At 70.4% G+C, this 22877-nt stretch carries 28 protein-coding genes and 1 tRNA gene; 12 read left to right on the forward strand and 17 right to left on the reverse strand.

Annotated features, from left to right (window positions below; genetic code table 11):
- Window positions 1-242: 242 nt before the first annotated feature.
- The 11 genes from ACOTKD_RS30245 to ACOTKD_RS30295 form a co-directional block, all read right to left on the reverse strand.
- Window positions 243-656, reverse strand: a complete 414-nt coding sequence (locus tag ACOTKD_RS30245; RefSeq protein ID WP_424892177.1) for a DUF6354 family protein — start codon at window positions 654-656, stop codon at window positions 243-245.
- A gap of 47 nt (window positions 657-703) precedes the next feature.
- Window positions 704-1036, reverse strand: a complete 333-nt coding sequence (locus ACOTKD_RS30250) for a hypothetical protein (RefSeq protein WP_424892178.1) — start codon at window positions 1034-1036, stop codon at window positions 704-706.
- Window positions 1037-1177: 141 nt separating this feature from the next.
- The gene (locus ACOTKD_RS30255; protein ID WP_424892179.1) at window positions 1178-2407 is read right to left on the reverse strand and encodes a PQQ-binding-like beta-propeller repeat protein; all 1230 of its coding nucleotides are present in this window, start codon (window positions 2405-2407) and stop codon (window positions 1178-1180) included.
- A 404-nt stretch (window positions 2408-2811) separates the two neighbouring features.
- Complete coding sequence (locus ACOTKD_RS30260; RefSeq protein WP_424892180.1) at window positions 2812-3462, reverse strand: hypothetical protein; 651 nt, start codon at window positions 3460-3462, stop codon at window positions 2812-2814.
- Between the two features lie 119 nt (window positions 3463-3581).
- A complete protein-coding gene (locus ACOTKD_RS30265) occupies window positions 3582-4001 on the reverse strand; it encodes a hypothetical protein (RefSeq protein WP_424892181.1) in 420 nt (139 codons plus the stop codon).
- Between the two features lie 85 nt (window positions 4002-4086).
- A complete protein-coding gene (locus tag ACOTKD_RS30270; protein WP_424892182.1) occupies window positions 4087-4869 on the reverse strand; it encodes a hypothetical protein in 783 nt (260 codons plus the stop codon).
- Entirely contained in the window at window positions 4866-5501 is a 636-nt protein-coding gene (locus ACOTKD_RS30275; RefSeq protein ID WP_424892183.1) for a 2'-5' RNA ligase family protein, read from the reverse strand. The genes ACOTKD_RS30270 and ACOTKD_RS30275 overlap by 4 nt, the downstream gene beginning before the upstream one ends.
- Window positions 5498-6112 (reverse strand): AAA family ATPase, encoded by a 615-nt coding sequence (locus ACOTKD_RS30280; protein ID WP_424892184.1) that lies wholly within the window; start codon window positions 6110-6112, stop codon window positions 5498-5500. Before ACOTKD_RS30280 ends, ACOTKD_RS30275 begins: the two co-directional genes overlap by 4 nt.
- A 131-nt stretch (window positions 6113-6243) precedes the next feature.
- Entirely contained in the window at window positions 6244-6654 is a 411-nt protein-coding gene (locus ACOTKD_RS30285) for a hypothetical protein (RefSeq protein WP_424892185.1), read from the reverse strand.
- A complete protein-coding gene (locus tag ACOTKD_RS30290) occupies window positions 6651-7682 on the reverse strand; it encodes a protein kinase domain-containing protein (RefSeq protein ID WP_424892186.1) in 1032 nt (343 codons plus the stop codon). The genes ACOTKD_RS30285 and ACOTKD_RS30290 overlap by 4 nt, the downstream gene beginning before the upstream one ends.
- Window positions 7610-8215 (reverse strand): serine/threonine-protein kinase, encoded by a 606-nt coding sequence (locus ACOTKD_RS30295; protein WP_424892187.1) that lies wholly within the window; start codon window positions 8213-8215, stop codon window positions 7610-7612. Before ACOTKD_RS30295 ends, ACOTKD_RS30290 begins: the two co-directional genes overlap by 73 nt.
- 318 nt (window positions 8216-8533) lie before the next feature.
- On the opposite strand from ACOTKD_RS30295, the gene ACOTKD_RS30300 reads away from it, so the two are divergent.
- Together ACOTKD_RS30300 and ACOTKD_RS30305 are read left to right on the forward strand one after the other, a co-directional pair.
- Entirely contained in the window at window positions 8534-8875 is a 342-nt protein-coding gene (locus ACOTKD_RS30300; RefSeq protein ID WP_424892188.1) for a hypothetical protein, read from the forward strand.
- Between the two features lie 192 nt (window positions 8876-9067).
- Window positions 9068-9532: a hypothetical protein gene (locus tag ACOTKD_RS30305; protein ID WP_424892189.1), complete on the forward strand. Its 465-nt coding sequence runs from the start codon at window positions 9068-9070 to the stop codon at window positions 9530-9532.
- 102 nt (window positions 9533-9634) lie between these two features.
- Here the strand turns inward: ACOTKD_RS30305 and ACOTKD_RS30310 are convergent.
- From ACOTKD_RS30310 to ACOTKD_RS30320, 3 genes are all read right to left on the reverse strand, one after another.
- Window positions 9635-9708 (reverse strand) — tRNA-Met (locus ACOTKD_RS30310).
- A gap of 54 nt (window positions 9709-9762) precedes the next feature.
- Window positions 9763-9966 (reverse strand): cold-shock protein, encoded by a 204-nt coding sequence (locus ACOTKD_RS30315; protein ID WP_424892190.1) that lies wholly within the window; start codon window positions 9964-9966, stop codon window positions 9763-9765.
- Window positions 9967-10124: 158 nt separating this feature from the next.
- Window positions 10125-10406 (reverse strand): HU family DNA-binding protein, encoded by a 282-nt coding sequence (locus ACOTKD_RS30320; protein WP_424892191.1) that lies wholly within the window; start codon window positions 10404-10406, stop codon window positions 10125-10127.
- A 417-nt stretch (window positions 10407-10823) separates the two neighbouring features.
- Here ACOTKD_RS30320 and ACOTKD_RS30325 point away from each other — a divergent pair, with 417 nt between their 5' ends.
- Window positions 10824-11384 (forward strand): hypothetical protein, encoded by a 561-nt coding sequence (locus tag ACOTKD_RS30325; RefSeq protein WP_424892192.1) that lies wholly within the window; start codon window positions 10824-10826, stop codon window positions 11382-11384.
- Window positions 11385-11493: 109 nt separating this feature from the next.
- Here the strand turns inward: ACOTKD_RS30325 and ACOTKD_RS30330 are convergent, their stop codons facing one another.
- From ACOTKD_RS30330 to tap, 3 genes are read right to left on the reverse strand one after another with little or no spacing between them, the layout of a single operon-like run.
- Complete coding sequence (locus tag ACOTKD_RS30330; RefSeq protein ID WP_424892193.1) at window positions 11494-13887, reverse strand: Helicase associated domain protein; 2394 nt, start codon at window positions 13885-13887, stop codon at window positions 11494-11496.
- Window positions 13888-13925: 38 nt separating this feature from the next.
- Entirely contained in the window at window positions 13926-14507 is a 582-nt protein-coding gene (gene tpg, locus ACOTKD_RS30335) for a telomere-protecting terminal protein Tpg (RefSeq protein WP_424892194.1), read from the reverse strand.
- 23 nt (window positions 14508-14530) lie between these two features.
- Window positions 14531-17038: a telomere-associated protein Tap gene (gene tap / locus ACOTKD_RS30340; protein WP_424892196.1), complete on the reverse strand. Its 2508-nt coding sequence runs from the start codon at window positions 17036-17038 to the stop codon at window positions 14531-14533.
- Between the two features lie 339 nt (window positions 17039-17377).
- Between tap and ACOTKD_RS30345 the strand changes: the two genes are divergently transcribed.
- The 9 genes from ACOTKD_RS30345 (at window position 17378) to ACOTKD_RS30385 (ending at window position 22833) form a co-directional block, all read left to right on the forward strand.
- Complete coding sequence (locus ACOTKD_RS30345; RefSeq protein WP_424892197.1) at window positions 17378-17935, forward strand: hypothetical protein; 558 nt, start codon at window positions 17378-17380, stop codon at window positions 17933-17935.
- 39 nt (window positions 17936-17974) lie between these two features.
- Window positions 17975-18694 carry a hypothetical protein gene (locus ACOTKD_RS30350; protein WP_424892198.1) on the forward strand — a complete coding sequence of 240 codons (720 nt, stop codon included), beginning with the start codon at window positions 17975-17977 and terminating at the stop codon, window positions 18692-18694.
- A 75-nt stretch (window positions 18695-18769) separates the two neighbouring features.
- A complete protein-coding gene (locus ACOTKD_RS30355; RefSeq protein WP_424892199.1) occupies window positions 18770-19414 on the forward strand; it encodes a hypothetical protein in 645 nt (214 codons plus the stop codon).
- Window positions 19415-19575: 161 nt separating this feature from the next.
- Window positions 19576-19923 carry a hypothetical protein gene (locus ACOTKD_RS30360; protein WP_424892200.1) on the forward strand — a complete coding sequence of 116 codons (348 nt, stop codon included), beginning with the start codon at window positions 19576-19578 and terminating at the stop codon, window positions 19921-19923.
- A gap of 73 nt (window positions 19924-19996) precedes the next feature.
- The gene (locus ACOTKD_RS30365) at window positions 19997-20581 is read left to right on the forward strand and encodes a hypothetical protein (RefSeq protein ID WP_424892201.1); all 585 of its coding nucleotides are present in this window, start codon (window positions 19997-19999) and stop codon (window positions 20579-20581) included.
- A gap of 313 nt (window positions 20582-20894) precedes the next feature.
- Complete coding sequence (locus tag ACOTKD_RS30370) at window positions 20895-21323, forward strand: hypothetical protein (protein WP_424892202.1); 429 nt, start codon at window positions 20895-20897, stop codon at window positions 21321-21323.
- A 46-nt stretch (window positions 21324-21369) separates the two neighbouring features.
- A complete protein-coding gene (locus tag ACOTKD_RS30375) occupies window positions 21370-21819 on the forward strand; it encodes a hypothetical protein (RefSeq protein ID WP_424892203.1) in 450 nt (149 codons plus the stop codon).
- 97 nt (window positions 21820-21916) lie between these two features.
- Window positions 21917-22276 carry a hypothetical protein gene (locus tag ACOTKD_RS30380; protein ID WP_424892204.1) on the forward strand — a complete coding sequence of 120 codons (360 nt, stop codon included), beginning with the start codon at window positions 21917-21919 and terminating at the stop codon, window positions 22274-22276.
- 116 nt (window positions 22277-22392) lie between these two features.
- Window positions 22393-22833: a hypothetical protein gene (locus tag ACOTKD_RS30385; protein ID WP_424892205.1), complete on the forward strand. Its 441-nt coding sequence runs from the start codon at window positions 22393-22395 to the stop codon at window positions 22831-22833.
- Window positions 22834-22877: the final 44 nt, after the last annotated feature.

A 22877-nucleotide genomic window follows, 5' to 3' on the forward strand; every position in this document is an offset into this window, starting at 1 on the left:
GGGCGCACCGGGCGGCCCGGTGGCGCCGCGTCGGCCCGCTGCGGAAGGCTCGGTGGGCGAGCCTGGCTAGTTGGTCCCGTCGGCCTTGTGTGCCTCGCCATGGGTGGAGTGGTCAACGGTGCTGCATCGGGGCGACGCGTCCGTGTCCTTGGCTGCGGCCGGGACTGTGGACAAGGCCGGACAGGCGGGCTCGACGCCGTCGGGGATGGCCATCTTGGCGTTGCTGCCGTAGAGCTGGGCCGTCAGGCGGCTCCGGCCGGTTCCGCGTGCCGGTGTGCAGCATCTCCAGGGCCTGCGGGTTTGGGGCACTGCGCTGCCTGGAGGGGAGAGGGCAGGGCGTACCACGCGGCGCGGGCGTATTCCGCCGCAGTGGTTTGCGGGTGGTGGATCGCGGTGATCGCGGCCAGTATGGCCGTGTACCGAGGGTCGGCGGTGACTTCGTCCGCCTCTTCGAGGAGCTCGTATTTGGATGGGGAAGCCAGGGCTTCGGTCTTGATGAACCTCTTGCCTCCGGTCGTGCCGTGGTGGTCGTGCTCGACCAGACACTCGGCGCGGCCGTCGTCGCCGATGGCCAGCACGCGCAGCTGGCGGTCCCGGTCAACCATGTCGCGCGCGAGGTCCCGGTAGAGCTGTCCGGGCCGCACGGTTCGCTTCATCGTGTTCCCTCTCCTGGTCTGCATATTGCGTCTGGGCTGGTTGATGCTCATGCGGCGCCTTGCTCGACAGCGTTGAGGGAGGCGGCCTCGGCCGTGCACACGTCGAGGACGGGGCCGGTGAGCCGCCCCGCCTTCCAGGACTCGCGCAGGCCCGCGTCGAGAAGGTCCGCTCGGGTGGCCAGCAGCCTCATCGTCCCGGCAAGGCAGCCGGTCACGGCGGCATCGGGGGTGACCACGCTCAAGGTGCCGGCACGGTTGGCGACCAGGACGGAGCGGTCCCAGTCGGGGTCGGAGGAGAGCGTGGTGAGGGCTCGCAGGTGGTCCGGCTTCACGACGACGGGCGCCCAGCCTGTCTCGGTGGGCGTGTTCTCAGCGGTCATCTGCTCCCCCCTACGCTGTCGGGCCGTCCCCAGGTTGAAGGCTGCCTGGTCGGGCTGAAGAGAGCGTAGCCAACCGGGAGGCGCAGCCCGCGGGCTCTTTCAAGGACAGCACGGGCACTGGAAGCGCCAGGTGTCGACGACTCACAGATGGACAGCCTGGATCGCCTTGCCGGCGATGCCATACATGACGCCCGATATGACCTCGAAGCTGCCTGAGTAGGAGTCACCGGTAGCCACGCGCCACGTCGGCTTGCCGGTGCGGGCACTGTAGGCCCACCATGCCGAGCCATGTGCGACGATCACGTCCTCGCCGGCTGCACAGGGGGCCGACCAGCATGTCTCCAGGCGATCGGTGCGCCACAGCTTCTTGCCGCTGTCCGCGGACAGCGCGAGCACGTAGCCACGCTCGCCCCCCATGCCGAACAGCTCACCCAGCAGGTCACCAGCGCTCTCATGACCGAGTCCCTCTCCCGATGTGAGGAAGACGCGCCCGTCATGCTGGACGGGGATGGGGCGGCAGACGTCGTTGGTGACGGTCCGCCGCCAACGCTGTTCACCGCTTGCGGCGTCGTAGGCGGCGAGGTCACCACGGGAGGTGCAGACGTACACCGTGCTGCCGTCCTTCGTAGCGGTGATCACCCCGTCCATGGCGTCCGCCCGCCACCGGCGTTCACCGGCTTCGGTGCTGTAGGCGCACAGCCGGTGCTGTTCGTCGAGCAGGTAGACGGTGTCACCGTCCGGCGCGAGAGCGACGGCGTCCTCCTGGCCGAAGGCGGGAGCCTTCCAGCGTGCCGTGCCCGTGCGAGGGTCCAGAGCCCCGACGGGGCGGAGGTCGCTCTGCCCGCCGGCGAGCTCACCGGTGCGAGCCAGGAGAAGCTGCTGCTTCGGCAGTGCCATGAAGATCCTGGAGGGCGGGGCCGTCCAGCGCTCGCGCCCGGTGTCGGCGTCCAGGCCGCACAAGACGCCGGGCGCGAAAGGCCCGTCGTCGTCGGTGCTGGCCATCAGGTGGACACAGACGGTGGAGCCGAGTACCACGGGCGTCCATGGAGTCCCGGTCCCAACCGGCCCGGCAGACCACGACTCCTGCCCGTCCTCCGCCCGGTGCGCCCGCACCACGCCGTCTTCGGTGACCTGATACACGGTGCCATCGGCCACGGCAAGGGGCCCGCTCTCCCGGTACTCCTTGCCCAGCTGCACCTTCCAGCCGGCCCGCCCGCTCGCGGCATCCACGGCGAGGAGGCGGGGAGGGTACTCGGTGGAGGCGAAGAATCTGTGTTCGTCGCGAGCCCAGTCGGAACGCAGGTCATCGTCGGCTTCGAAGGTCCACAGTGGTGTGCGCAGTGGAGGGGCCGGGACGTCCTCGTCCTGCATGAGTTGCCACCCCGTGCAGGTGCCGGCGCCAAGGGCGCCGACTGCTGCGGTGAGCAGGAAGGCCCGTCGCGACGGGCGGCGTATGTTCGGGGTCAAGGACACGCGCGCCTTACCTTTCAGCTTGGTGTTGACGAGCCGGCGGGGCTTGTGGGGCCGGACTGGACCTGAGCGGCGCCGGCAATCTTGAGCGCTGAGGCTGTCCGGAAGGGCCGCGGGAGGGAATCGCCTGCGGCTGCCGGGCAACCCGTGCGAACCTGAGCACACGGCGACCAGGCGGCTCGGCAACCAGGAGCTCGACGGCCTCGTCACCGCGTTCTTCAGCCAGTGGGAACCCGTGCATCAGCTGCTGTTTCACCATGGATGGCCACGGCGGCTGCCGGGCTTGGGCTTGTCGGGTGGCTGGCTTACTTGTTCGCGTTCTTGGCTGCCTCGTCTCCCGCTGTGGCTGTGGCGCGCTTGCCGTCCTGGACCTGTTGCAGGCGCTTGAGTGTGGCGGCCAGCATGTCCTGCATGCCGGTGGTGTCCTCCCCGGCGCCCTGCAACGTGATCCGGATATTGACGGTGCCCGAGCGGATGAAGCCGTGGATCTCGTTCTCGCTCAGCCCGGGGTTCATGACGAACACGGACTCCTCGCCCACCGGCTTCTTCGGAGCGCGTTCCTTGTTCGACTCCGTGCCTTTCCACGCGGTGTAGGCGCTCTTGGCGTCTTCAGGCGTGTCGAACTGGCAGATGTCGATGTCCATCATGTTGTCGGTCGAGCCGTCGTAGATGAACCACGCACTGCCGCCCCTCATCCATCCCTTGGGAGATGCGCCCTTCTGCTCCGACTTCGTGCAGTACTGCCCCTCGCTGGTGACGCGCTTGCCCTTGTAGGGCTCCCACCGGGGAAGCACTTCGCCGGCGCCGGGAAGGGCCTGGGTGATCTCGCCCTGTTCGAACTGCTTGGTGAGGGGCTTGCCCGCTTCGTCTTCCGAGTCCGTGGAGGAGCAGCCGGTCAGGGCAGTCAGACCCAGGACGGCGGTGAAGGCGGTGGCGGCGATACGTGTGCGTGACATGGACATACCTTAGATTGTGGTGATCGATGAAGAGATAAGTCGGTTTCTTGGAACCGGAGGGCACCGGGCGCAGTACCTGACATTCGATAGTCGGCAGCGGCCCGGCCCGGGGACCGCGTTCAGGCCACGGCCGCCAGATAGCCGGCCGCCTGCTGCCTGGCGTCCATCTGGTCGAACAACGCCTGTTGTACTTCCCTCGCGGTCAGCTCCCGTGCCGCCTGGCCCACGGGGAGGCCCCGCGAAACGGCTTGGCCCCGCCACTGCGGCCTCTGCACGTCGAGCTCGCTGTAGTCGCCGGCCACTGCTCGCATGTTGTCGGCCACGGCTGCCGCGGTACGCAGGGTGGCCCGGTAGTAGCGGTCGACCGCCTCGGGGACCTGGTGCCCGTGGCATTCGCCGCACACCAACGATCGTGTCCCGTCCGTACGGGTGCCCCAGACGTAGGGGCGGCGGTCGTGTTCGACCAGCACACCGCAGAACAGGCAGGGGCGCGGCTTGGTCGTCTCCAGGAAGGCGATGTCGAACAGGACAACGGACATCACGCTGGTCTCCTTCTACAAGGTGCGGTGGTGCGGTGCGGTGCCCTGCCGTGGCGGCGGCCGCCGGTGGTCCAGTCGGTTGTGCTCACGCGCTGGGCGCGGGCGGCAAGCTCCGCAAGACGGCGGAGAGCGCCTGGTGGTCGTGCGGGGCTATACGGATCAGGAGGTGCGCCAGGGCGTAGCCGTGGGCGCCGCTCAGGCGATCGGTGCGGGCGTTCAGCCAGGCGGCCACGGCGTTGTGCAGTGCCCGCTGGGTGTCCCCGGGCGGGGCGGACAGGCGGTGCCGGCCTTCGGCCACCGCCGTGTACAGGCGGACTGCAGCCGTCCAGTCGCGTGCGTGGAGCGCGAAGAAGGCCTCGAATTCTGCCGCCAGGACGGTGTGGGGGTGGTCGTCGCCGAGCTCGGCGCGTACGTATGCGGCCATCCGGCTTGCGGCGACCTGCGCGGCGCGCCAGTCGGTGGCGCAGTGGGCGGCGCGGACCGCCTCCACCATCGGGTGCTGGTTGAGCGCGCCGTCCAGCCACCGCGAGTCGAAATGGTCGGGCATCGCCGGCTGCGGGTGAGTGGGAGCCGGATCCAGCCGTCCGTCCGGGTACACGATGTAGGCCGTGATCGTGCCGTCTTGCTGTCCGACGCTCACCCGCACCGGCCTGCCCAGCCGCTGGGCCTCGGCCTGGGCCAGCGGCCATGCGGCGTGCATTGAGCCCATCAGTGCGCCGGTCCCGGCCGCGGGGGCGTTGGCGCCGTGGACGGTGCCGTCGGACAGCACGAGGATCGTCAGGTGCAGGTCGGCCGGTATGTCCGCGGCCGAAGGCAGGGGCAGGGTGGCTATGGGGGTTGCTTGCTTGCTGGCGCGACGGAATCTCACTGCAGGGTCACCTCTGCTATCGGGGTCCAGGTGATGTGCCGACGGTCGTGGGACTGGGCGACCAGGCACAGGCGATCGGCGCGCAGGACGACCGGCTCGCCCGGGTGGTCGGACAGGGCCTGCTTCAGTTCGCGCCGGTCGGCGCGGACGTCTCCGGTGGTGCCGTAGGCGAGGGAGACGTGCGGGTAGTAGACGGCGGGGATCAGGGGATAGCGGCCGCCGGTGGCTTCGGCGTCGACGCGGGCCGTGATTTCCCACAGGCGGCGCGCGGGCTCGCCGGGTCGGGCCGCGCACTCGACGGCGACCGTGCCGACTCCCGGGCGATCGAAGGTGAGATCGAACGCGGCGACGTCTGCGCACTCCTTGGCGACCCGCTCGACGATGTCCGCGATCTGCTGTTCGCGGTATTCGGCGACCGGGCCGGCGTGGAGCACGGTGCAGTGCAACCACGGCGCGGCCACGGGGGCCAGCCCGGGCCGGTGGGTTATCGCCCGGTACGGCGCCACCAGCTTCTTGTGCACGGTCTCGGTGTCGAAGAGCAGGTGCCAGTGGAGGTCGGCGCGCCCTGCGGGCCAGGCGTTTTGGCGCGACTCGACGCCGGCGAAGAAGTCGTTCACGAGCGTCCCGCTCATCGCGTCCTCCCGTCGACAGCAGCGAGGTCGCCGACACGGTGCACAGCGTCGAAGCCTTCGCTGCGCAGTTGTCCGGCCGTGGGAAGCTGCGGGTGGAGGTCGCGCAGCACGCTCGTGGGCACGACGCGTGCGCGGTTGGCGTTCTGGGCCTGGGCCGTCTCCAGGGGGATGTCGAACAGGATCGCGGTGGTGGGGCGTTGCCAGTAGCGGGCGCGGGCCAGCAGGCCGGCGCGGACGTGGGGGTAGATGTTGGTCGCGTCGACCAGGGTGGTGAGGCGGCGGGCGAGGCGGGCGTCAAGGAGCAGGGTCTGGATCTGGGCGGCGACGGGGGTGGCGGACTGGTCCGTCATGTCGTCGGTCGCAGCCAGGCGGTATTCGTCTAGGGACACCCGCCAGCTGGCCGGGTAGCGGGCGGCGAAGCGTGATTTTCCGCAGCCGGGGATGCCCACCAGGACGACGAGGGTCCCCGGGTCGAAGGGGAAGGGGCGGGCCGAAGGCGGGGCCTGCGCGGTCGCGTCGGTGGCGGTCTGGCGTGGCGCGGCGCGATCTGCGTCGAGGGTGGGAAGGCCCCGCTGCCGGCGGGGCGTGTACGGCGTCAGGTGGGTTGTCACGTGCTGCTCCCAGGGTGGTTTTCCGCTCTCACCTGCTACAGGTGTGCGGAGAGCGTGCGGTGTGACAGTGGGAGCGCACGAGTTTTCCAGTGGCCGTGGTGCGGCCTGTGCCTACGGGGAGTCGGGGAATATCAGTGTGGGGATGTGCGGGGCGTGGCCGAGAGAGTGGCGGTGTCGGTGCCGTTGGCTCCGGAGAGATCCCGGGCGATCCGCGGGTGCAGGGCGGCGCAGGCTGCGTCGATGCGTTCCCACTGTGGTGCCGTCAGGTCGGGCAGTAGTGCTCCGAGGTGGTGCAGTGCGAAGGCGACGGCTGCGGGGACTGTCTTGCCGAGGAGGTTGCTGATGCCGGCCTGGTGAGCGTCGGCATGGAGGTCGCCGCCGCCGGACAGCCCGTGTGCGAGCTCGTAGGCGTACGCCGCCTCTTCGGTGAGAGTGGTGTTCGCGAGCGAGCGCGCCCCGAAGTCGCAGTCCGCCGTGGCCAAGAGCTGGTCGATGGCGGTTGCGGGCACGGTGTCGCCGGTGATGGTGGTGGGATCCTTCATGTCTGGATAACGGCAGGTCTGGCAGGGGTGACACGCCGGGTTCGGGCGCCGTCGGAGGTGGCCGCGGTGCGGCCGGGCCGCGCGGGCTCGGCGCGTTCGGCGTGGCCATCTCGGGTCCTGCGGGAGGTGGCGATCGCGGTGATCAGTGCGGTGGCGGGCCAGAGCACGAGTCCGGCGGCCAGCATGGTGAACCCGGAGGAGCCGGCGTGGCCGGCGGCGAGCAGCAGGGTGGTCGTGTGGAGAGCGCCGGCGGTCGAAGCCAGGTCGGCGTGCCAGGAAGGACGCTGCAGCATGTGCTGAACGGTCCGGCGTACGGCGCTGGAGCAGGCGACGAGCAGGGGGCCGCCCAGGACAGCCGTGGCGATCTCCGCCCACCACATCGTGGGGTGAAGGAGTGGGAGGGCTACGGCTGTGCCGGAGGCGAGGAGCAGCGCGGCGAGCAGGCCGGCGGTCGTGATCCGCAGTTCTCCCGGACGGGTCGGCTGGGGCGGGTCCAGGAGGTAGAGGGTGCTCAGGAGTATGCCGCCGAGGGTGCCGATCGTGGTCGGCCACGGGGAGGGCAGGGTAGTGGTCCAGGCGAGTTCGCCGGCGAGCGCGGCTGCGGTGACGGCGCCGGCCCAGAGGGCGGTGGTGCGGGGGCCCAGGCCACGGCGGCGGCCGGCGGCATGGGGGGTGTCCACGACGGTGGGTACGTGCGGCCGGTGGGGTGTGGCGGTCGGCGCTGCGGCGATCGCAGCGAGGGCGGAGTGCAGTTGGGTGAGTCGGTCGAGGGTGTTGGCGGCGGTCGGCCGGCGGGCCGGGTCCTTGTCCAGGAGCTCAAGGACCAGGTGCTCGAGCTCGCGGGGAACGTTGGGGCGCAGGGTGGACAGGGGGGTGGGGGTTTCGTGTAGGTGCTGGTGGAGGATGTGCCAGCTGGGTCCGGTGAAGGGGGCGGTGCCGGTGAGGAGCTGGTGGATCAGGCAGCCCAGCGCGTACAGGTCGCTGGGGGCGCCCGCGTTCTTGTCGCCGCGGACCTGTTCGGGGGCCATGTAGGCGGGGGTGCCGAGGGGGCGCCGGTGACGGTCAGGGTGTGGCTGGTGGTGTCGGTGAGGCGGGCGATGCCGAAGTCGCACAGTAGTGCGGTGCGCCGGTGGTCGATGAGGATGTTGGAGGCCTTGACGTCACGGTGGGCGATTCCGGCCTGGTGGGCGGCGAGCAGGGCCTGGCTGATCTGGGTGGCCCAGGTCAGGGTGTCCGCGAGGGAGAGCGGGCCGGTGGTGAGGTCGCTCAGGGGCGGGCCGTTTACGCGGTCCCTGGCGTGGACGAGGGTGCGCCGGCCGCCGACGTCGGCGGCGCCGTGGTCGTGAACGGTGACAACGTGCGGGTGGGAAAGGCGCTGGGCGACGCCGATTTCCCGGCGGAAGGCGGCCTCGCGTACGGCACCGCCCTCATCCAGTTTGATGATCTTGAGTGCGACCCGGTGGCCTTCCTGGAGGTCGTCGGCGCTCCATACCTCGCCCATGCCTCCGCTGCCGATCGCGTCCACCAGCCGGTAACGGTCGGCCACCGTTGTGCCGCGCATCGTTCCTCCCGTTCTTCGTTCTCCGCCCCGAGGCTGGCCGCCCGGGTGCACCGCCGGCCGTGGAGGCGAGCGGGTGGCGCGGAGCATACGTAAACGGTGCAGGGCCGCCCGATCGAGCGGTCTGGTGACAGGCCGATGGCCCTCATGGTGTCCCCGGTCTCGCCGTAACGACAGGGTCCACGGAGGCGCGCGCACCCTGGGGCCGCTTCGCGGGGAATCGGCCTTCCTGGTTCAGGAATTGGCTGGTCGGCTCCCGAAGGCTTCGCCATCCGGACGAAGTCGACGCTGCGGGTCGGGCCGGGCCGGTAACGTGCACGGGTGGACGAACTGCAACTGGACGCCGACGGGCATCCCCTCGGGCTGACCGGGGAGGAGTCCCGCCTCACCTCCGACTATCTCCAAGTCCTCGACCTGGTCTCCCGCGCCGCACAGGCCCTGGAGCGCGGGCAGTGGACCTTCCTCAAGGAGAAGGCCGAGGATCTGTCCCAGGCAGCAGCCGACCTCGCAGGGTCGGCCGCCAAGGCCGCGGAAGACGTGACGACCCCGCGGACCGGTTCCGTCCTCGCGGCCGTCACCGCCCGCGGATGGGAGCACCGGGTGGTGCGCGGGCTGCACCCTGGTCCGTACGCGCAGCCTCGAGATGATGATCCCGCGCGCTGACGCCGGCCGGGGCTCTCAGACTCGCCGGGACGTGGCGAGGGTCTCGGTCACGTTCTGGCCTAGAGGCCCGGCCGCCACTTCGCTCCCCAGATCCTGTGGCGCGTGCTGTCGGCCCATTGTGGGGCAACGCGGACGCCGTCAGCACCAGCACGAAGGGCGGGTACGGTGAGCCGACGATCGCGCAGGGGTGCGGTGCCCGACCTCGTGGTGAACGGGCTGCGGCCGGAGATCACCAGGGACGAGAACGAGGGCCCGGACCGGTTCATGCTCGAGTGCCCTCGGTGTGGCGTGGTAGGCCGGTACCCCTTCGCGCTGCTCGCACGGCGGGCGTTCGAAGCGCACGCCGACGAGGAGCATCCAGTGGTGGAGAGCCCGCTGGACCAGGTTCGTGCGCTCGTTGATCTGGCTGAGACCGCGCCGGGGCTGTGGGAATGTGAGCTTGGGTTGGAGACCTACGTAGTGCGACAGCGCGCCAACGACCGGTACGAGGTGGAAGTGGTCGGCCGCCGTGCCACGATCGATGCCCAGCTGAGCACCCTGGATGATGCACGGATCGTCATCGGCGGCCGCGCGAAGGTGATCGGCGCTGCCCTGGCCACAGCCGCGGCCATCCAGCTGCGCCACGGCGCGCCGGTCAATGCCGTCCCCCTGGAGTGATGGCTGCCAGCGCGGCAGGGCCTGGTTCGGCTGCGCGGTGTCACGGTGGCGCAGGGCCGGGGAAATGCGGAAAGACCCGGCCGGGGCCGGGCCTCTCTTCAGTAGCGGGGACAGGATTTGAACCTGCGACCTCTGGGTTATGAGCCCAGCGAGCTACCGAGCTGCTCCACCCCGCGTCGGTGCTGCCACTCTACACAGCAGTCCGTACAGGGCGTTGCGGGGGTGTGGTCTCAGCCGCGGACGATGTTCTCGGCCTGGGGGCCCTTCTGGCCCTGGGTGATATCGAAGGTGACCTGCTCGCCCTCGGTCAGCTCCCGGTATCCGTTGCCGGTGATGTTGGAGTAGTGGGCGAAGACGTCCGGGCCCCCGTTGTCCTGGGAGATGAACCCGAAGCCCTTCTCGGCGTTGAACCACTTCACGGTGCCGCTGGCCATGCTGATGTCCTTCGATCTCGCCGGGCGGGCCCGGCTGGGATGAGTGCGGGGGCCCTCCTGTACGGGAGGGCGCCCGGCGTCCGTTCTACCCCAGCCGTGGCCCGGGCATCCGGCCTTCCGCCCGCGGCGAACCGTGGACGCCGGTCCGGGAACGAGGGCTACTTGCCCTTGGCGGCTTCCTTGAGCTTCGAGCCGGCGGAGACCTTCACGCTGTAACCGGCAGCGATCTGGATCGGCTCGCCCGTCTGCGGGTTGCGCGCGCTGCGGGCGGCACGGTGGGTGCGCTCGAAGGTCAGGAAGCCGGGGATGGTGACCTTCTCGTCGCCCTTGGCGACGACCTCGCCGACGGTCTCGGCGAGCGCGGCCAGAACGGCGTCGGCGTCCTTGCGGGTCACCTCGGCGCGCTCGGCCAGGGCGGTCACCAGCTCACTGCGGTTCATGGGGGTGGTACTCCGTATCTGTGGATCGTCCCGACCGCACCACGGGCGGGACAGGTCACGGGTAATCCTGTCATTGACCTCTGACAGTGCCGCATAACCGGGCGCGTGCCGTGGACCACAGCTGGCAGCGTGCCGGAGGGTCGCGGTGCTCGTCGCGGTGCGGTTTCGGCCTTCTTCCACAGGATGCGGTTCTGAGTCGGCCCCAGCCACCGCCGGCGGACCAGGCCGCAGCCGGACCTCGTCCGGTCCGGCCCGGGAGCACCCCGGCGGCCGGCCCGCGCGAGGACGAGGGTGTGCGGCCGGTCTGAGAGCCCGGGCATCGGTTCCGCGCCTCCCGGTCCGGTCTGCGCAATCCTGCCCAGCCGGTCCATGCCGCCGGTACTGTCCTTTGAGGTCCCATCGAAGGAGAAGAAGCGGATGCCGCAGCCGCCGAAGGACACGAGCGCCGAGGTCCTGGCCGAAGTACGGGAGCTGTGCCGCAGGTTGGCTGCGAGTGACTTCGAGGACCCACAGGTCCGCCCGCGGCTGGACGTCGCTGCCGCCTGCCTCTGGGCCGCCTACGGGCTGACCTGCCGGGTGACCTGCGGCGCCCCCGAGAGCACAGCGCGCCTCGAACGCGCCCAACACCACTACCAGGAGCAGGACATCCCACTCCATGAGCAGCTCCAGGAGCTGGTCGGTCAGATCACCAGCGAGTTCACCGACCTGACCGGCGAGCACCAGAATGACCCGCAGACCCGCGGCCTGCTCGATGCCAGCGCCGACAGCCTGCGCGCCGCCATGGGGTTCCTCGTCTCCGTGCTCGGCGACGTGCCCCCGCGCCTGGGCGTGGACCTGGGCAGCGAGTACCTACGGCGCGCCGATGACGCCTACCGTGATCTGCGGGGCACCCGCGGGCCCGCTGGAGCCGACCCGGTCCACGTACACCTTGAGATCGCGAGGGACATCACCCGGGACCTGGCAGCGGCACCCCGCTGAACCACAGACGCCACCCAGCCAAGAGCCCCCGGCCGCCACCACCCGGCCGGGTGAGGGCAGGCGGAAGGCGTCACTCCGGCACGTGCGTGCGTGTCCGCACGCCGGACGCTCACTGGCCCGCGTCGCCGCCGGGCTGGGCGTGTCGGGTAAGACCGGCTGCGGTGACGGCTTGTAGGTGTTCGGCGGGCAGGGTGTCCCAGCGTTTGCGGAGGTTGTTGAGCCACTGGCCCACCTTGTACACCTCGCCGTCGAGGAGGACGGTGTCGCGCTGGCGGATGTGGACGTGTCCTTCGCGGGCGCGGAAGGCTTCGACACCGGCCAGGCCCTTGTCGAGCTGGCGTTGCTGGCGGGCGGCGCGGCCGGCGGGCTGCGGGGGTTCGTCGGGGGCGGGTTCGGTGGGGGTGATGCCGAGTTCGGCGATGAGCTGTGCCTGTTCGGGGTGGAGGGTGTGGAAGGTGAGGCTCTGAGTGCGGACCCATTCGCCGAGGGGTTCGTCGTCGTCGGTGAGGAAGTCGCTTGGTAGGTCGTCGAGGGTGATCCCCGCCTCGGCGTAGGTGCGGGCGGTGTAGTAGAGGCGTTGCCAGCTGATCGGCCACGGGGGGTTCCACCAGGGGTCGAGCTCGGCGAGAGCGGTATCGGTGGCGTCGGGCGCGAGTCCTTGTGCGGCGCGTTCGCGGGCGGTGCGGCGGCGGTTGGTGAGCCAGCGGCCGAAGGCGTAGTCGCCGATCGTCTCGTCGGTGGGGACGGCGAGGTGGCCGTGGCGCTCGGCCCACTGGCGGGCGTGGAGCAGGCCGCGTTCGGCTGCCTGGGTGCGGAGGTTCCAGATCATGTGGATCTGTTCGAGGGCCTTGATCTGGCGGGGCTCGAGGGTGCCGGCCGCGTGCGCCTTGCGCATGCGGTTGATCCAGCGGCCCAGGGCGAAGCCGTGCTCGTCGTCGTGGAGCTGGGGGACGTCGAGGTGGCCGTACGTCTCGTAGTAGGCGGTGGCGGCTTCCAGGCCGCGGCGGAAGGATGCCTCGCGCGGGTGGAGGACGCGCAGCCGGAAGGCCTGGGCGATGGTGTCGGCGGGGAAGGGCCGGTCGAAGGCGACGTCGACCGGGACGGTCTCGATTTCTTCGTCGCCGGGGATGGTGAGGGCGGGCTGCTGGGGGACGGCGAGCCGGTCGGCGATGCGGTCGTCGTGGGCGCGAAGGGCTTGAAGGACGCGCCAGAGCGGCTTGTAGAGGTTGGAGTTCAGCAGGTCGTCGGCGTCCTCGCCGGGGGCGACGTAGACGGGGACGATCAAGGTGGCCTTCTTGCCCTGGCCGGGCTTTTGCCGCAGGGCGCGGCCGACGGCCTGGACCGTGTCGACGATGGATTCCTTGGGGTCCGCGAAGATGACGGTGTCGATGGCGGGAATGTTGACGCCTTCGCCGAGGAGGCGGGCGTTGGCGATCAGCGTGCGGTGCGCGGGCTCCGAGCCGTCGCCCGGTCGGCCGTCGAATCGGTCGAGGAGGTGGCGGCGCACGGCGGGGTCCATGGTGCCGTCGATCGCGGTTGCCCACAGCTCGCCGGGGTCGGGGCAGGTGGTGCCGGTGTCATCGAGGGCGTAGAGGCGGGCGGCGGTCTTGGGGAGGGTCGCGGCGAAGGCGTGGGCGTCGGCGCGGCGGTGGTGGAAGGAGACGGCGCGGCGCAGGTCGAGTTTGGCCATGGCGCGCAGGACGGCGATCTGGAGGGCGGCCTGGCGCAGTTCAGCTTCGGTGGCCCGGTCGGAGATGCCGAGGCGGGTGCGGATGGTGGTGTGGTGGACCTCGGTGACCACGATGCGGTAGTCGGCCAGGAGGTCCATGTCGATGGCTTCGGCGAGGGGGAGGCGATAGCAGGTCTCGCCGTAGAGGGCGGGGTCGTCCATGGAGGCGACGAGGGTGGGGTCGTCGTCCTCGCCGGGCTCGCCGGCGGACCAGATCCGCGGGGTGGCGGTGAGGTAGAGCCTCTTGTGTGCGGGGACGAGGGCGTCGTCGTGGACGGCGGCCCAGCGTTTGCCCAGGTGACCGCTGGTGCGGTGGGCCTCGTCGACGGCGATGCACGACCACGGTGGCAGGGCGTAGTCGTGGTGGGCGGTCACGACGCGGCCCAGGGAGTGGTATGTGGCGAAGACGGTGAGGTCGGGATGCTGGTGGGCGGTGGCGGTCAGGACGGCGGGATCGGTGGTGTACGGAACTGGCTCGGCGGTGTTCGGGCGCTTGGAGCACAGGGCGAGGACGGGGCTGGTCATGCCGGCGATGCGCCAGTCGTCGATGGTTTGGGCGAGCAGCTCGAGGGTGGGCAGCAGCACCAGGCGGGTGCTCTGGGGGGCGACGCGGGCGGCGATGCGCGCGGCAACGTAGGTCTTGCCGGTGCCGCAGGCCATCACCACGCTGGTCCGGGCCGTGTGCCGCAGCGCGGTGTGGGCGGCGTGGACGGCCCGGGATTGGTGCGGGAACAGCCGCACGCGCGGGACGTGGGCGGTGGTGGGTGCGGCCACGGTGGTCGTCAGCCTTTCGGGCGCGGTGGGCTGGTGGGTTAGTCGGGCAGGCCGAAGCGGATGTGGTCGATGTCGGTGAGCTCGACCTGCTGCAGGGTCTGGGCGCGGGTGCCGCCGTCGGTGAAGTAGTCGTCACGCAGCCCGTCGGCGACGATCTGAGCGAGGTCGTCGTCGCTGGCACCGGCGTTCTTGGCCTCGTAGAGCTGACGTGCGACGTCGGCGTCCAGACGGCGGGTCAGGCGCCGGTAGCGGGGGTCGTTGGTGGTGCCGCGGGGGGAGGTGAAGCCGAACTTTCCGCGGACGTCGACCTTGATGCCTTTGGTGGTGATGGCCTCCTGGAGGCGGCGGGCGCGGACGAGCGGCTGCCAGAGCTTCTTGACTTCCGCCTCGATGACGGCGGCGGTTTCCGGTTTGGCGGTTTTGATCTCGTTGTCGCGGTAGCGCTCGACGGTGCGCTGGCTTTTGCCGATCTTCTCGGCGACGGCGCGGGCGGCCTCGGCGCGGCTGAGGTCCTTCTCCTGCTTGAGGAGGAAGCGGATCCGGGCGCCGAGGGTCTTGGGGATCGGCTGGGAGAAGGCCGTGTCCGCGGCTTCCTCCAGGCGGTCTTCGAACAGTCCCACGATGGGTCACGGTTCCTTATGTCTCAGGCGGCCAGCACGAGGCTGGCGTCCTTGATCTCATTGGCGATGTTCACGTTGTCGGCGAGCAGGTCCAGCGCCCAGGCCATCGTCTGGGAGCCCTGGTGCTTGACGGAGCCGGGGGTGACACCGAGGCGGAAGCCTCCGCGTACGGGCTGGCCGTCGGGGCCGAGCAGGATGGGCAGCGGGGAGAGGCCGTCGGCGGCGTAGACGACGCAGTCGGTGTTGACCGCGAGCGGGTACCGGTTCGCGGTGTTCGCGAGGTTCCACATTTTGCGGTGCATGTTGATGCGGGCCTTCGACAGGATCATGGCGCGGATGTCGGGCCGCCAGGTCTTGCGGTGCAGGGCCGGCCACGGGTCGCCGAAGACGTAGTCGAGGCCGGTGGGGCGCTGGCGGAGCTTGCCGATGCCCGACTTGGCGGTGGACTTGATGGCGTTGGCCAGTGTCACCAGAGCCGGATCGCCGTCCTTGTAGGCGGCCATCGCGGCGAGGAACTCCTCGTCGCTGAGGTCGGCGGTGACGCCGAGGCCGGCCATCGTGGTCAGGTAGGCGGCGCGCAGTCGCTCGTACCAGGGCTGGAGGTAGGGGCTGTGAGTCTCGCGGACCCAGGCTTCCAGGGGGCGGACCTCGGCACCGAGTTCGACGGCGTAGGCGACGGTGGGAGTGGCGTACCAGGCAGGGCCTTCGGGGCGCTGGCCGCTGGGGGTGAAGGGATTGGGCAGGCGGGGGTCGAGCTCAATGTGGGAGAGGTCGACGTACCAGGAGCCGGGCAGGTCGGGGTCGAAGTGGGGGTTGCGGGGGCGGTGGATGGCCGGGCCGGTGCCGACGTGGAGGCGGCGGCAGGCCGCGAGGAAGGCGACGGAGACGTCGAGGGCGACGACATTGGGCCGGGCGCGCTCGTCGTCGGTGATCAGATCGACGGGCCGGACCCAGATGCATGCCTCCTCGTCGATGGCCTCGTTGGCGGGCCGGCTTCCCTCCTCGGGGTAGTCGGCGGCGACCAGCGGGTGCTCGTCGGGGGCCTCGCACGGGGCCGGGTCGACGACGGCGTTCAGGGTGTCAGGCACCAGGGCCGAGACGTACTTGCTCTTCTCCTCGTCCCAGACGGCCTTGGTCGGCGGGCGCAGCGCGGTCATGAGTTCCTCGGCGGTGACGGCGACCGTGCCGCGGGGGGTGATGACCAGGTTGGCGAAGGAGCCGAGGAGCCGGGCGAGCTCGGCGGCGGGCAGTGCGCCGGCGTCGCCCCAGGCACGGGTCTCCAGGGCGTTCCAGGGCACGAGTGCGAGCTGGACGCAGTGGCGCTTGCCGTCGAGGCGCTTGAAGATCCTTGCCCAGGGGCCGAAGCCGGACTTGGTGAGTTCCCATCCGGCGCGGGTGAGGTTCTTGACGGCCTTGTGGTCGGCGGGCAGGCGGAGGTCTTCCTGGTCGTCCAGGTGGGTGGGCAGGCCGAAGTGCGCCACGGCGGATTCGGTGAGCACGAGCAGCGGGTCCTGGTCGAAGCCGTTGTCGTGGAGCTTGGCGGAGCCGAGGCGGATCTTCTTCTTGTCCAGGGCCCAGGTGGCCAGGGCTTGGAGGGTCTTGGCCGGGCAGGCGACGGTGCGGCCGTCGACGAGGTGGGCGGTGAGGGTGGCGTCAGTGATGTCGAGGACGGCGAGCGGACCGTCGGCGTGCTCGGGTGCCACCTGGTGCACGGGCGGCTTGGGGGTGGTCCTGCGGCGGGACGCGGATGCGGGGGCTGCGGTTCGCCGGCGCGGCGGGGCCGCCACGCGAGTGGGCTCGGCGGCCGGGGCAGTTTGCGTCGGGGCCGGAGCAGGCGTGGCGGAGACTACCGGAGCGGAGGCGGGGGCCGCCGTGACCGGCGCCGGGGCGGCAGGCACCGGCGAGGCGGGGGCCGGGGCTGCGGGTGCCGGTTGGGTGCCGCACCGCGGCATGCCCATGCGGGCCATGACCTCCAGGTAGATGTGGCGGGGTCGGCCGGCGACGATGTACGGAGTCGGCTGGCCGCACCGGGCGCAGGGCCGGGTAACGCCCTCGGGCAGCTCCATCCAGGAGCCGGGAGCGTCGTATTCGGGCTCCGCGACGGCCTCCGGTACCGGGGAGTCCTCCCACGTGATGTCGGGCGGCTCCTCGATGTCGTAGTCGAGCTGCGGCTGGGACTCCTCATCGGGGGTGACGACGGCCGTCTCCGGGGCAGCCGACTCGGGCAGCGGGGCCGAGGAGTGTGTCATGTCGGCGGCGCGGGCGAGTTCGGTGGTGAAGTGGGCCAGGAGCCGCGCGTAGAGCTGCCCGGTTCTGCCGCGCGGGGTGCGCGGCGGTTCCTTCTCCCAGGTCCATACCGTCTCACGCGACACCCCCAGCGCGTTGCCGAGCTGGGTCTTGGACCAGCCCCACTGCTCACGCAGCCGCGTGCGCTCCGCCGGATCCGGCAGCGGCGGCACAGGCCCTTCCAGGGAGACCTGCGCGAGCACGGCCAGCTCGGGCGCAAGCGCCGTGTCCTCAGGGTCGGGCATCGTCTTCCTCCACTCGCCGATCTAACGCGAATCTAACGTATCGATGTCGCCACCTCGCGTCAAACTCTAGCTCGAAGCTCACGTGTATTTTGATTATTGCAATTCTATATTTCTACGTGTATCTTCATTCGAAGGGCCAGGGAGCGACCCGCGAGCATCCAGGAGGAACCTCTTGTCCAAGTCGGGCTTCGTCGCCTCGGCGGCCGAACGGCTGCGCGACGGCGCCCACATCGGCACCCGCGTGCGCGGCAAGGTCGCGCGCTTCATAGAGCAAGCGGCCTCGTGAACGGTCACGACGTCCCGCCCGCCCTCACCCGATCACCCCGGAGAAACCCCCTCATGCCCCTCTTCACCCCCGGTACCACCGACCACGACCCCGCCATCCTGCTCCCTAACCGCCACGACAACTCCTCGGGACTCCCAGTGGCCAAGTGCCCGTGTGACAACACCCCGAGCGTCCGGGACGGCAGGCTGGCCAACCACTTCCCGCCCATGTGGCAGGGACGCCCGGCGACCCTCAAGGACCCGTTCTGGCCGGGCACGGCCCTGTGCCGCTACAGCGGCCGGACGGTCACCCTCGCCGCTGCCCTGGCACGCGACGAGGCACAGACCCCCGAGGAGCGGAAGACCGCTCTCACGGTGCGCGCCAACCCCTCCGCGTGGCTGGGCCTGCTCGACTGGGTGCCCTTCGAGGACGTGAAGGCCGGCGACCGCATCGGCTTCACGGATACCGAAGACGACTACGAGCGCCGCTTCGTACGGCACGAGCGGGAAGGCGTCGTGGACCGCAAGGGCGCCACCTTCGTAGCCGTTGCCTGCGTCCCCGACGCCCTGGGCGACAAGACCCGTCTGAAGAAGAAGGACTGGAAGGGCCTCCGCGTCCGCCGCAAGCACTGACCGCCCCACCCCGCCATCGACCACGAGGAGACCCAACCCATGCAGCTCACCACAGATACCTCCGCCATCGCCATCCCGGCCGACTCGCTCGATACCCACCACGTCACCGACCGCCAGGGCGCCGTTCACACGGCCCTGTTCAACTCCTACACCGGCTTCCTGATCGATCTCACCTGTGGCGCGGGCCGCTACCAGGCCGTGCACCCCTACGAGAAGTTCGACCCCGCCCGCCTCACCGACGCCCCGCTGTCCTGCCTCACCTGTGCAGCAATCGACGCCGGTGGCCCCAACGCCCCGCGGAGTGTCGCCGACACCACCCGCGAGCTGGCCGCGAGGGTTCTCGCGCACGCCGACCGCCGTGGATACGCACACGGGAAGGACAACGAGGCGCTGCGTCGCTCCTTCGTCGCCCTCGGTCTGGACACGCCCGAGAAGCTGTACCCGCTCGTCCAGGAGCACTTGACCGCCGCCATGACGCAGCGCGCGCTCACCGTGCCCGACGGCACCCCTCGCGTGCTGGTCAAGTACACGCGCTTCACCGGCGGCACCCTCATGGTCCCGGTGGGCGTCGGTGACCGGCTGATGCGTGACGGGGTCGCCAGTGGAATCTGGTACACGGGCAAGGTCACGGCCGTCGAGGAGCGTCCGAACGGCGTCGTGGTCACCGTTCTGGAGAAGGATTGGCCGCACCCGCGCGAGTGGAACGCTGCGGACGTCACCCGCTGGTTCTTCAAGCTGGACCGCGGCCCCCGGGCGTGATCGGGCCGGCCGAACGCGCAGGCCCCGCCCGCCCCGCCTGTCCCCCGTTTCCCGACCGCACGGAGCACACCGATCATGACGCCCCGACCCCACCTCCCCGCCGAACCTGGCGAACCGGCCGCCCCCGGGTCGCTGATCGTCGTGGAGGACGACGACATCCTCATGCGCCGCGGCATTGACCACTACGCCCCGTCCGCACAGGGGCACGTGATGGAGGCCGCCAAGGCACTGGAGGACTTCCGGCTCGGCCACGGCCCCGGTGCCCTGGAGAGCGCCGAGGCAAGCGCAGACCGGGCCATCACCACGTTCCAAGTCCGTACCGGCGAGCGGGACGTGGCCGCGTGGCAGATCGCCGTCACCTTCATGGTGGAGCTGAGAGCCGCGCGCTACAGCGCGGACCGCATGCCGGTCTTCGACCCGGCCCCACCCGTACCGTCCCTGTTCACGTCGGTCAGCCCGATGCGACTGGAGAGGATCAGCCACGAGGGGTATACCCGCATCCTCGACGCCGGCCGCGGGCTGGACCGGGCACGGCGTAGCGGCAAGGAGTTGGACATCGTCCGCACCCAGCACGCCATCGGCGAAGCCGCCCGGCTACTCCACGACGAACTGGACGGCCTCTCCCTGCCACTGTGGGTGCTCATCTGCCGCTTCTGCGCTGAGACGTACGGGGAGAACCTCCGCCTGCGCAGGTCCCTCGGCCGGGCCGGCACCGGCTGAAGTCCGGTCGGCACATGCACCCGCGGGATGGTCGGCCCGCCCCGCAATACCCGGCCCTTGTTCCTTGTCCCTCTTCTCCCCTTCGGCGGCCCATCGGCCGTGACGGCCGGGCAGACCGACTCGTCTGCGCCGCCTCCGCTTCCCGAACGGATACTCGCCCGATGCCCACCATCACCGGCCCCCGTGACTGCCCTTTCCTCGTCGAGATCAGCGGCGCCGGGTTCCGCCACGCGGCCCTCCACGCCACCAGGCACGCCGCCTACACCGCCGCGCGGGCGATCCGCGAGCGCGCGCAGGCGGGTGAGCCCGTGGTCTTCACCGACCGGTTCGGACATACCGGCGTCTACCTCGTCCTGAGGATCGCCGTGCTGCGCCGTAATCCGCTGACGGGAACCTTGCTCTCCCACGCCCGCAACTGGCGCCGTAACGCCCCGGCCGAGGACGCGTTGACCACTCTTCCGGACGACTGGCACGACGAGCCCTTGCCCGCCCAATGGCGGACCCCATAGGGCTCTTCCCCTCTGGCGCACGAAGTTCGCGTACGGGGGACGGGCGGGCGGTGCGGGGGCGACAATGGCGGCCATGTCACTTTCTCTGGCGCGCTGCGTGGAGGCGATCGCCCGGCTGCTGGATGCCTGCGGACCGATGGAGCCCGTACGGCTGGGACTGAGCGCCCGGGACGCACAGGTGGAGGTGCACGGCAGCGAGCCGGCCGCGCGGGCAAGCCTGGACCGGCTGGCCGCGATGTCGGGTGGAACAGTCGCCTCGCCGCCTGGTGGGGACCTGGCGTCCGTGACGGCCGACCTCGACGACGGCCTGGTGCTGGTCGCCGGCCTCGCCGAGCCCGTGGAGAGCGCCGGAACCTCGGGCCGCACGACGTCGACAGCGGGTGCCGCCGCGCTGCTGCGCACGCTGGTGCCCTGGGCGCACGGGCTCGACCAGGACGTGCTGCATGCGGCAGAACTGTGGGTGGACGACCAAGGGCACGCCTTTACCGTGCGGCTGCTGACAACCGCCGGGCAAGGAACCGATCTTGAAGCGGTCGCCGCAGCCGCTGGCAAGGGGCTCGGCCGGCTCAGGACACGGCGCACCGACAGCGGCATCGACGGCGCGGGGCGCCTTCCGTGCGGCCGCATGGTGCAGATCGGCGTCGTCCGCCTCTACTAGAGACCTGCTTCGCGATGCCCGGATTGCTGCTGGTCTTCTCGTACGGGCGCTACTTCTTCTTGGCGGCACATGGCGGGCGCGCCGAGCCGCGCGGCCGGCCAGCCGACTGCCGGGCCTGACGCGTCCTCTGGGCTGCTGAAGAAGCTACCGAAATCCTCCGTGCGGACTGACGCCTTCGCGTACGTTGCATTTCTCGATTCTCGCATGTAACATAGTTCTTGTTGGGGGCGAGGAGCTCCCTCCAACAGAACCCCGACAGCGCTGCCTCACGCGCGTCGACCCCCCTTCTCCCCCGCTTCCCGAGGAGCCTCGCATGCGCGGCATCGACATGCCCACCGCCCCCGAGACCATCCGCAGCCGGTTTCTCGCCTATCACGCCGCCTGGCTAGTACGGGCCGAAGCCGAACGCGGCGGCTGCGCAGGCCCGGAGATCCAGTCACTGGCAGCACTGCTCATGCGCGTGGAGAACGGAGAGGGTACTCCTGAGGTCCGCGTGTACTGCTTCTCCGACAGCGGCACCGGCTGGATGAAGCGAGCTGTGATCACTGCCGGGCTGTCCATCGACGGCACCCACATCGCCGCACACTCGCCCGTCACCTACGGCCCGGCGCGCAGCCGCGACGGGCGCCTGAAGGCCCACGAGTGGATCAAGCGCCGGATCTGGCGCAAGGACCCCAAGCACTCCCAGCTCGTCGTCGACGAGCGCGTGCCCGTCCGCTGGGAGACCGACCCCCGCCCCTGAACGCCGCCCAACCCTCCCCATCCCCGTCTCTTGAAAGGCACTCCTCATGAGTGACCGCCTCGAATGGGCCCACACCACCAGCAAAGCCGAGCTCCTCTACCCCGGCACGGACGTAGATGAGGCTGTAGTCGACCCCGGCGAGATCGCCGTCGCCATATGGACCGGCAGCAACGGCATCGCCCTCCACGGCCCCAGAGAGCAGCTGCGGGACCGGCTACTTCAGCTGGCCGCCGCCGTCCATGACGCTCCACCGGTGCCCACCACCGAGGCATGCATCTCGGAAGACGTCGACCCGCGGCGGTGGGAGCCCGGCCTCCCCTTCGAACTCGTATCTCGCCCCACCACCTTCCCAAGCATCGCCAAGTGCAGGTACACGCACCGGCCCGTCACCAACGACCCCCGCATGGCCACCTGTCTGGACTGCATCGACCAGTGGAACCGCGAGGACCCCAACACCCACCTCAGCCTGTCCCACCCCATCCCCTCGCTGTCCTGACACTCCGCCCTCCCGCATCCGCCACTCCCCCTCTCATCCGGGCAGGAGCGGCTGACGGGAGAGCCCCTTTGTCCTCTCGTACTGCAGAAGGTTCTCCATGCCTGCCACAAGCGCCCACTCCACGCCGCGCCGCCGCCCCCTGCCTCCGATCGGCACCCATTACGCGCTCACGTCACCCCTGTGGCGCTACCAGGTGCTGGGGGACCGCAAACCCCACACCCACGAGGTCACCCACCACCTCGACGGCCGTGTCGCCTTCGACGGCGACACCGAGCACACGTTCTCCACGTACTGGATCAACAAGTACATGACCCGGTGCCAGCCCGACGGCTCTTCGCTGGACTCCTCGTATGTCGAGCGGCAGCGGGAAGAGCTGCAAGGCCAGAACACCACCGCTGCCGCCCTCCCCTCGCTCGACAAGGTGATCGACCAGTTGATCAAGGGCGCCCAGGCATAGCGGTCTTTCAGTCGCACCCCATCATCCCCACACATCGAGTGTCCGTCCGGGCCGTCCCGCGCGGCCCGGACACCGAGAAAGGCTCCACATCCATGACCAGCGTCATCAACACGACAGTGGCTGACACGCTCTACCAGGCGCTGTTCGATGAGGCATCCGCATGGGCATGCGACGACGCCGACGACCAGGCCGCGCTCGACGCGATCGGCGCGGCGGCCACCGCCCCTGCCAAGCTCCGGGTGCTCCAGCGCTCCTCCCTGGTGCCCTCGGCGTTGTGCGAAGCAGCTATCGACGCCTTGATCGCCCTGGACCCCGGCACCTATGCGGACGCGCCGCCGACCGCCACGCCCCTGACCCCGGCCGCTGCCGCCCCTGTAGCGGGCGCACCTGCCGCGCTGCTGCCGCCCGAGGTCCGCGACAGCATGCGCCGTGTCATTGCCTACTGCTGGGACAGCGAGGAGCAGGACTTCGCCGAGCAGGACCAGGACGGCCGCGAAGCCCACATCTTCACCTCGCTGCGCCGGCTGAAGACCTACCTGGACCAGCCGTCGGCATAGGAGGCGCCTCCGCCTCACCGGGCCCACTACCCCGTCTTCGTTGC

It is taken from the genome of Streptomyces sp. XH2 (assembly GCF_049725035.1).
Taxonomy (GTDB): Bacteria; Actinomycetota; Actinomycetes; order Streptomycetales; family Streptomycetaceae; genus Streptomyces; species Streptomyces roseoverticillatus.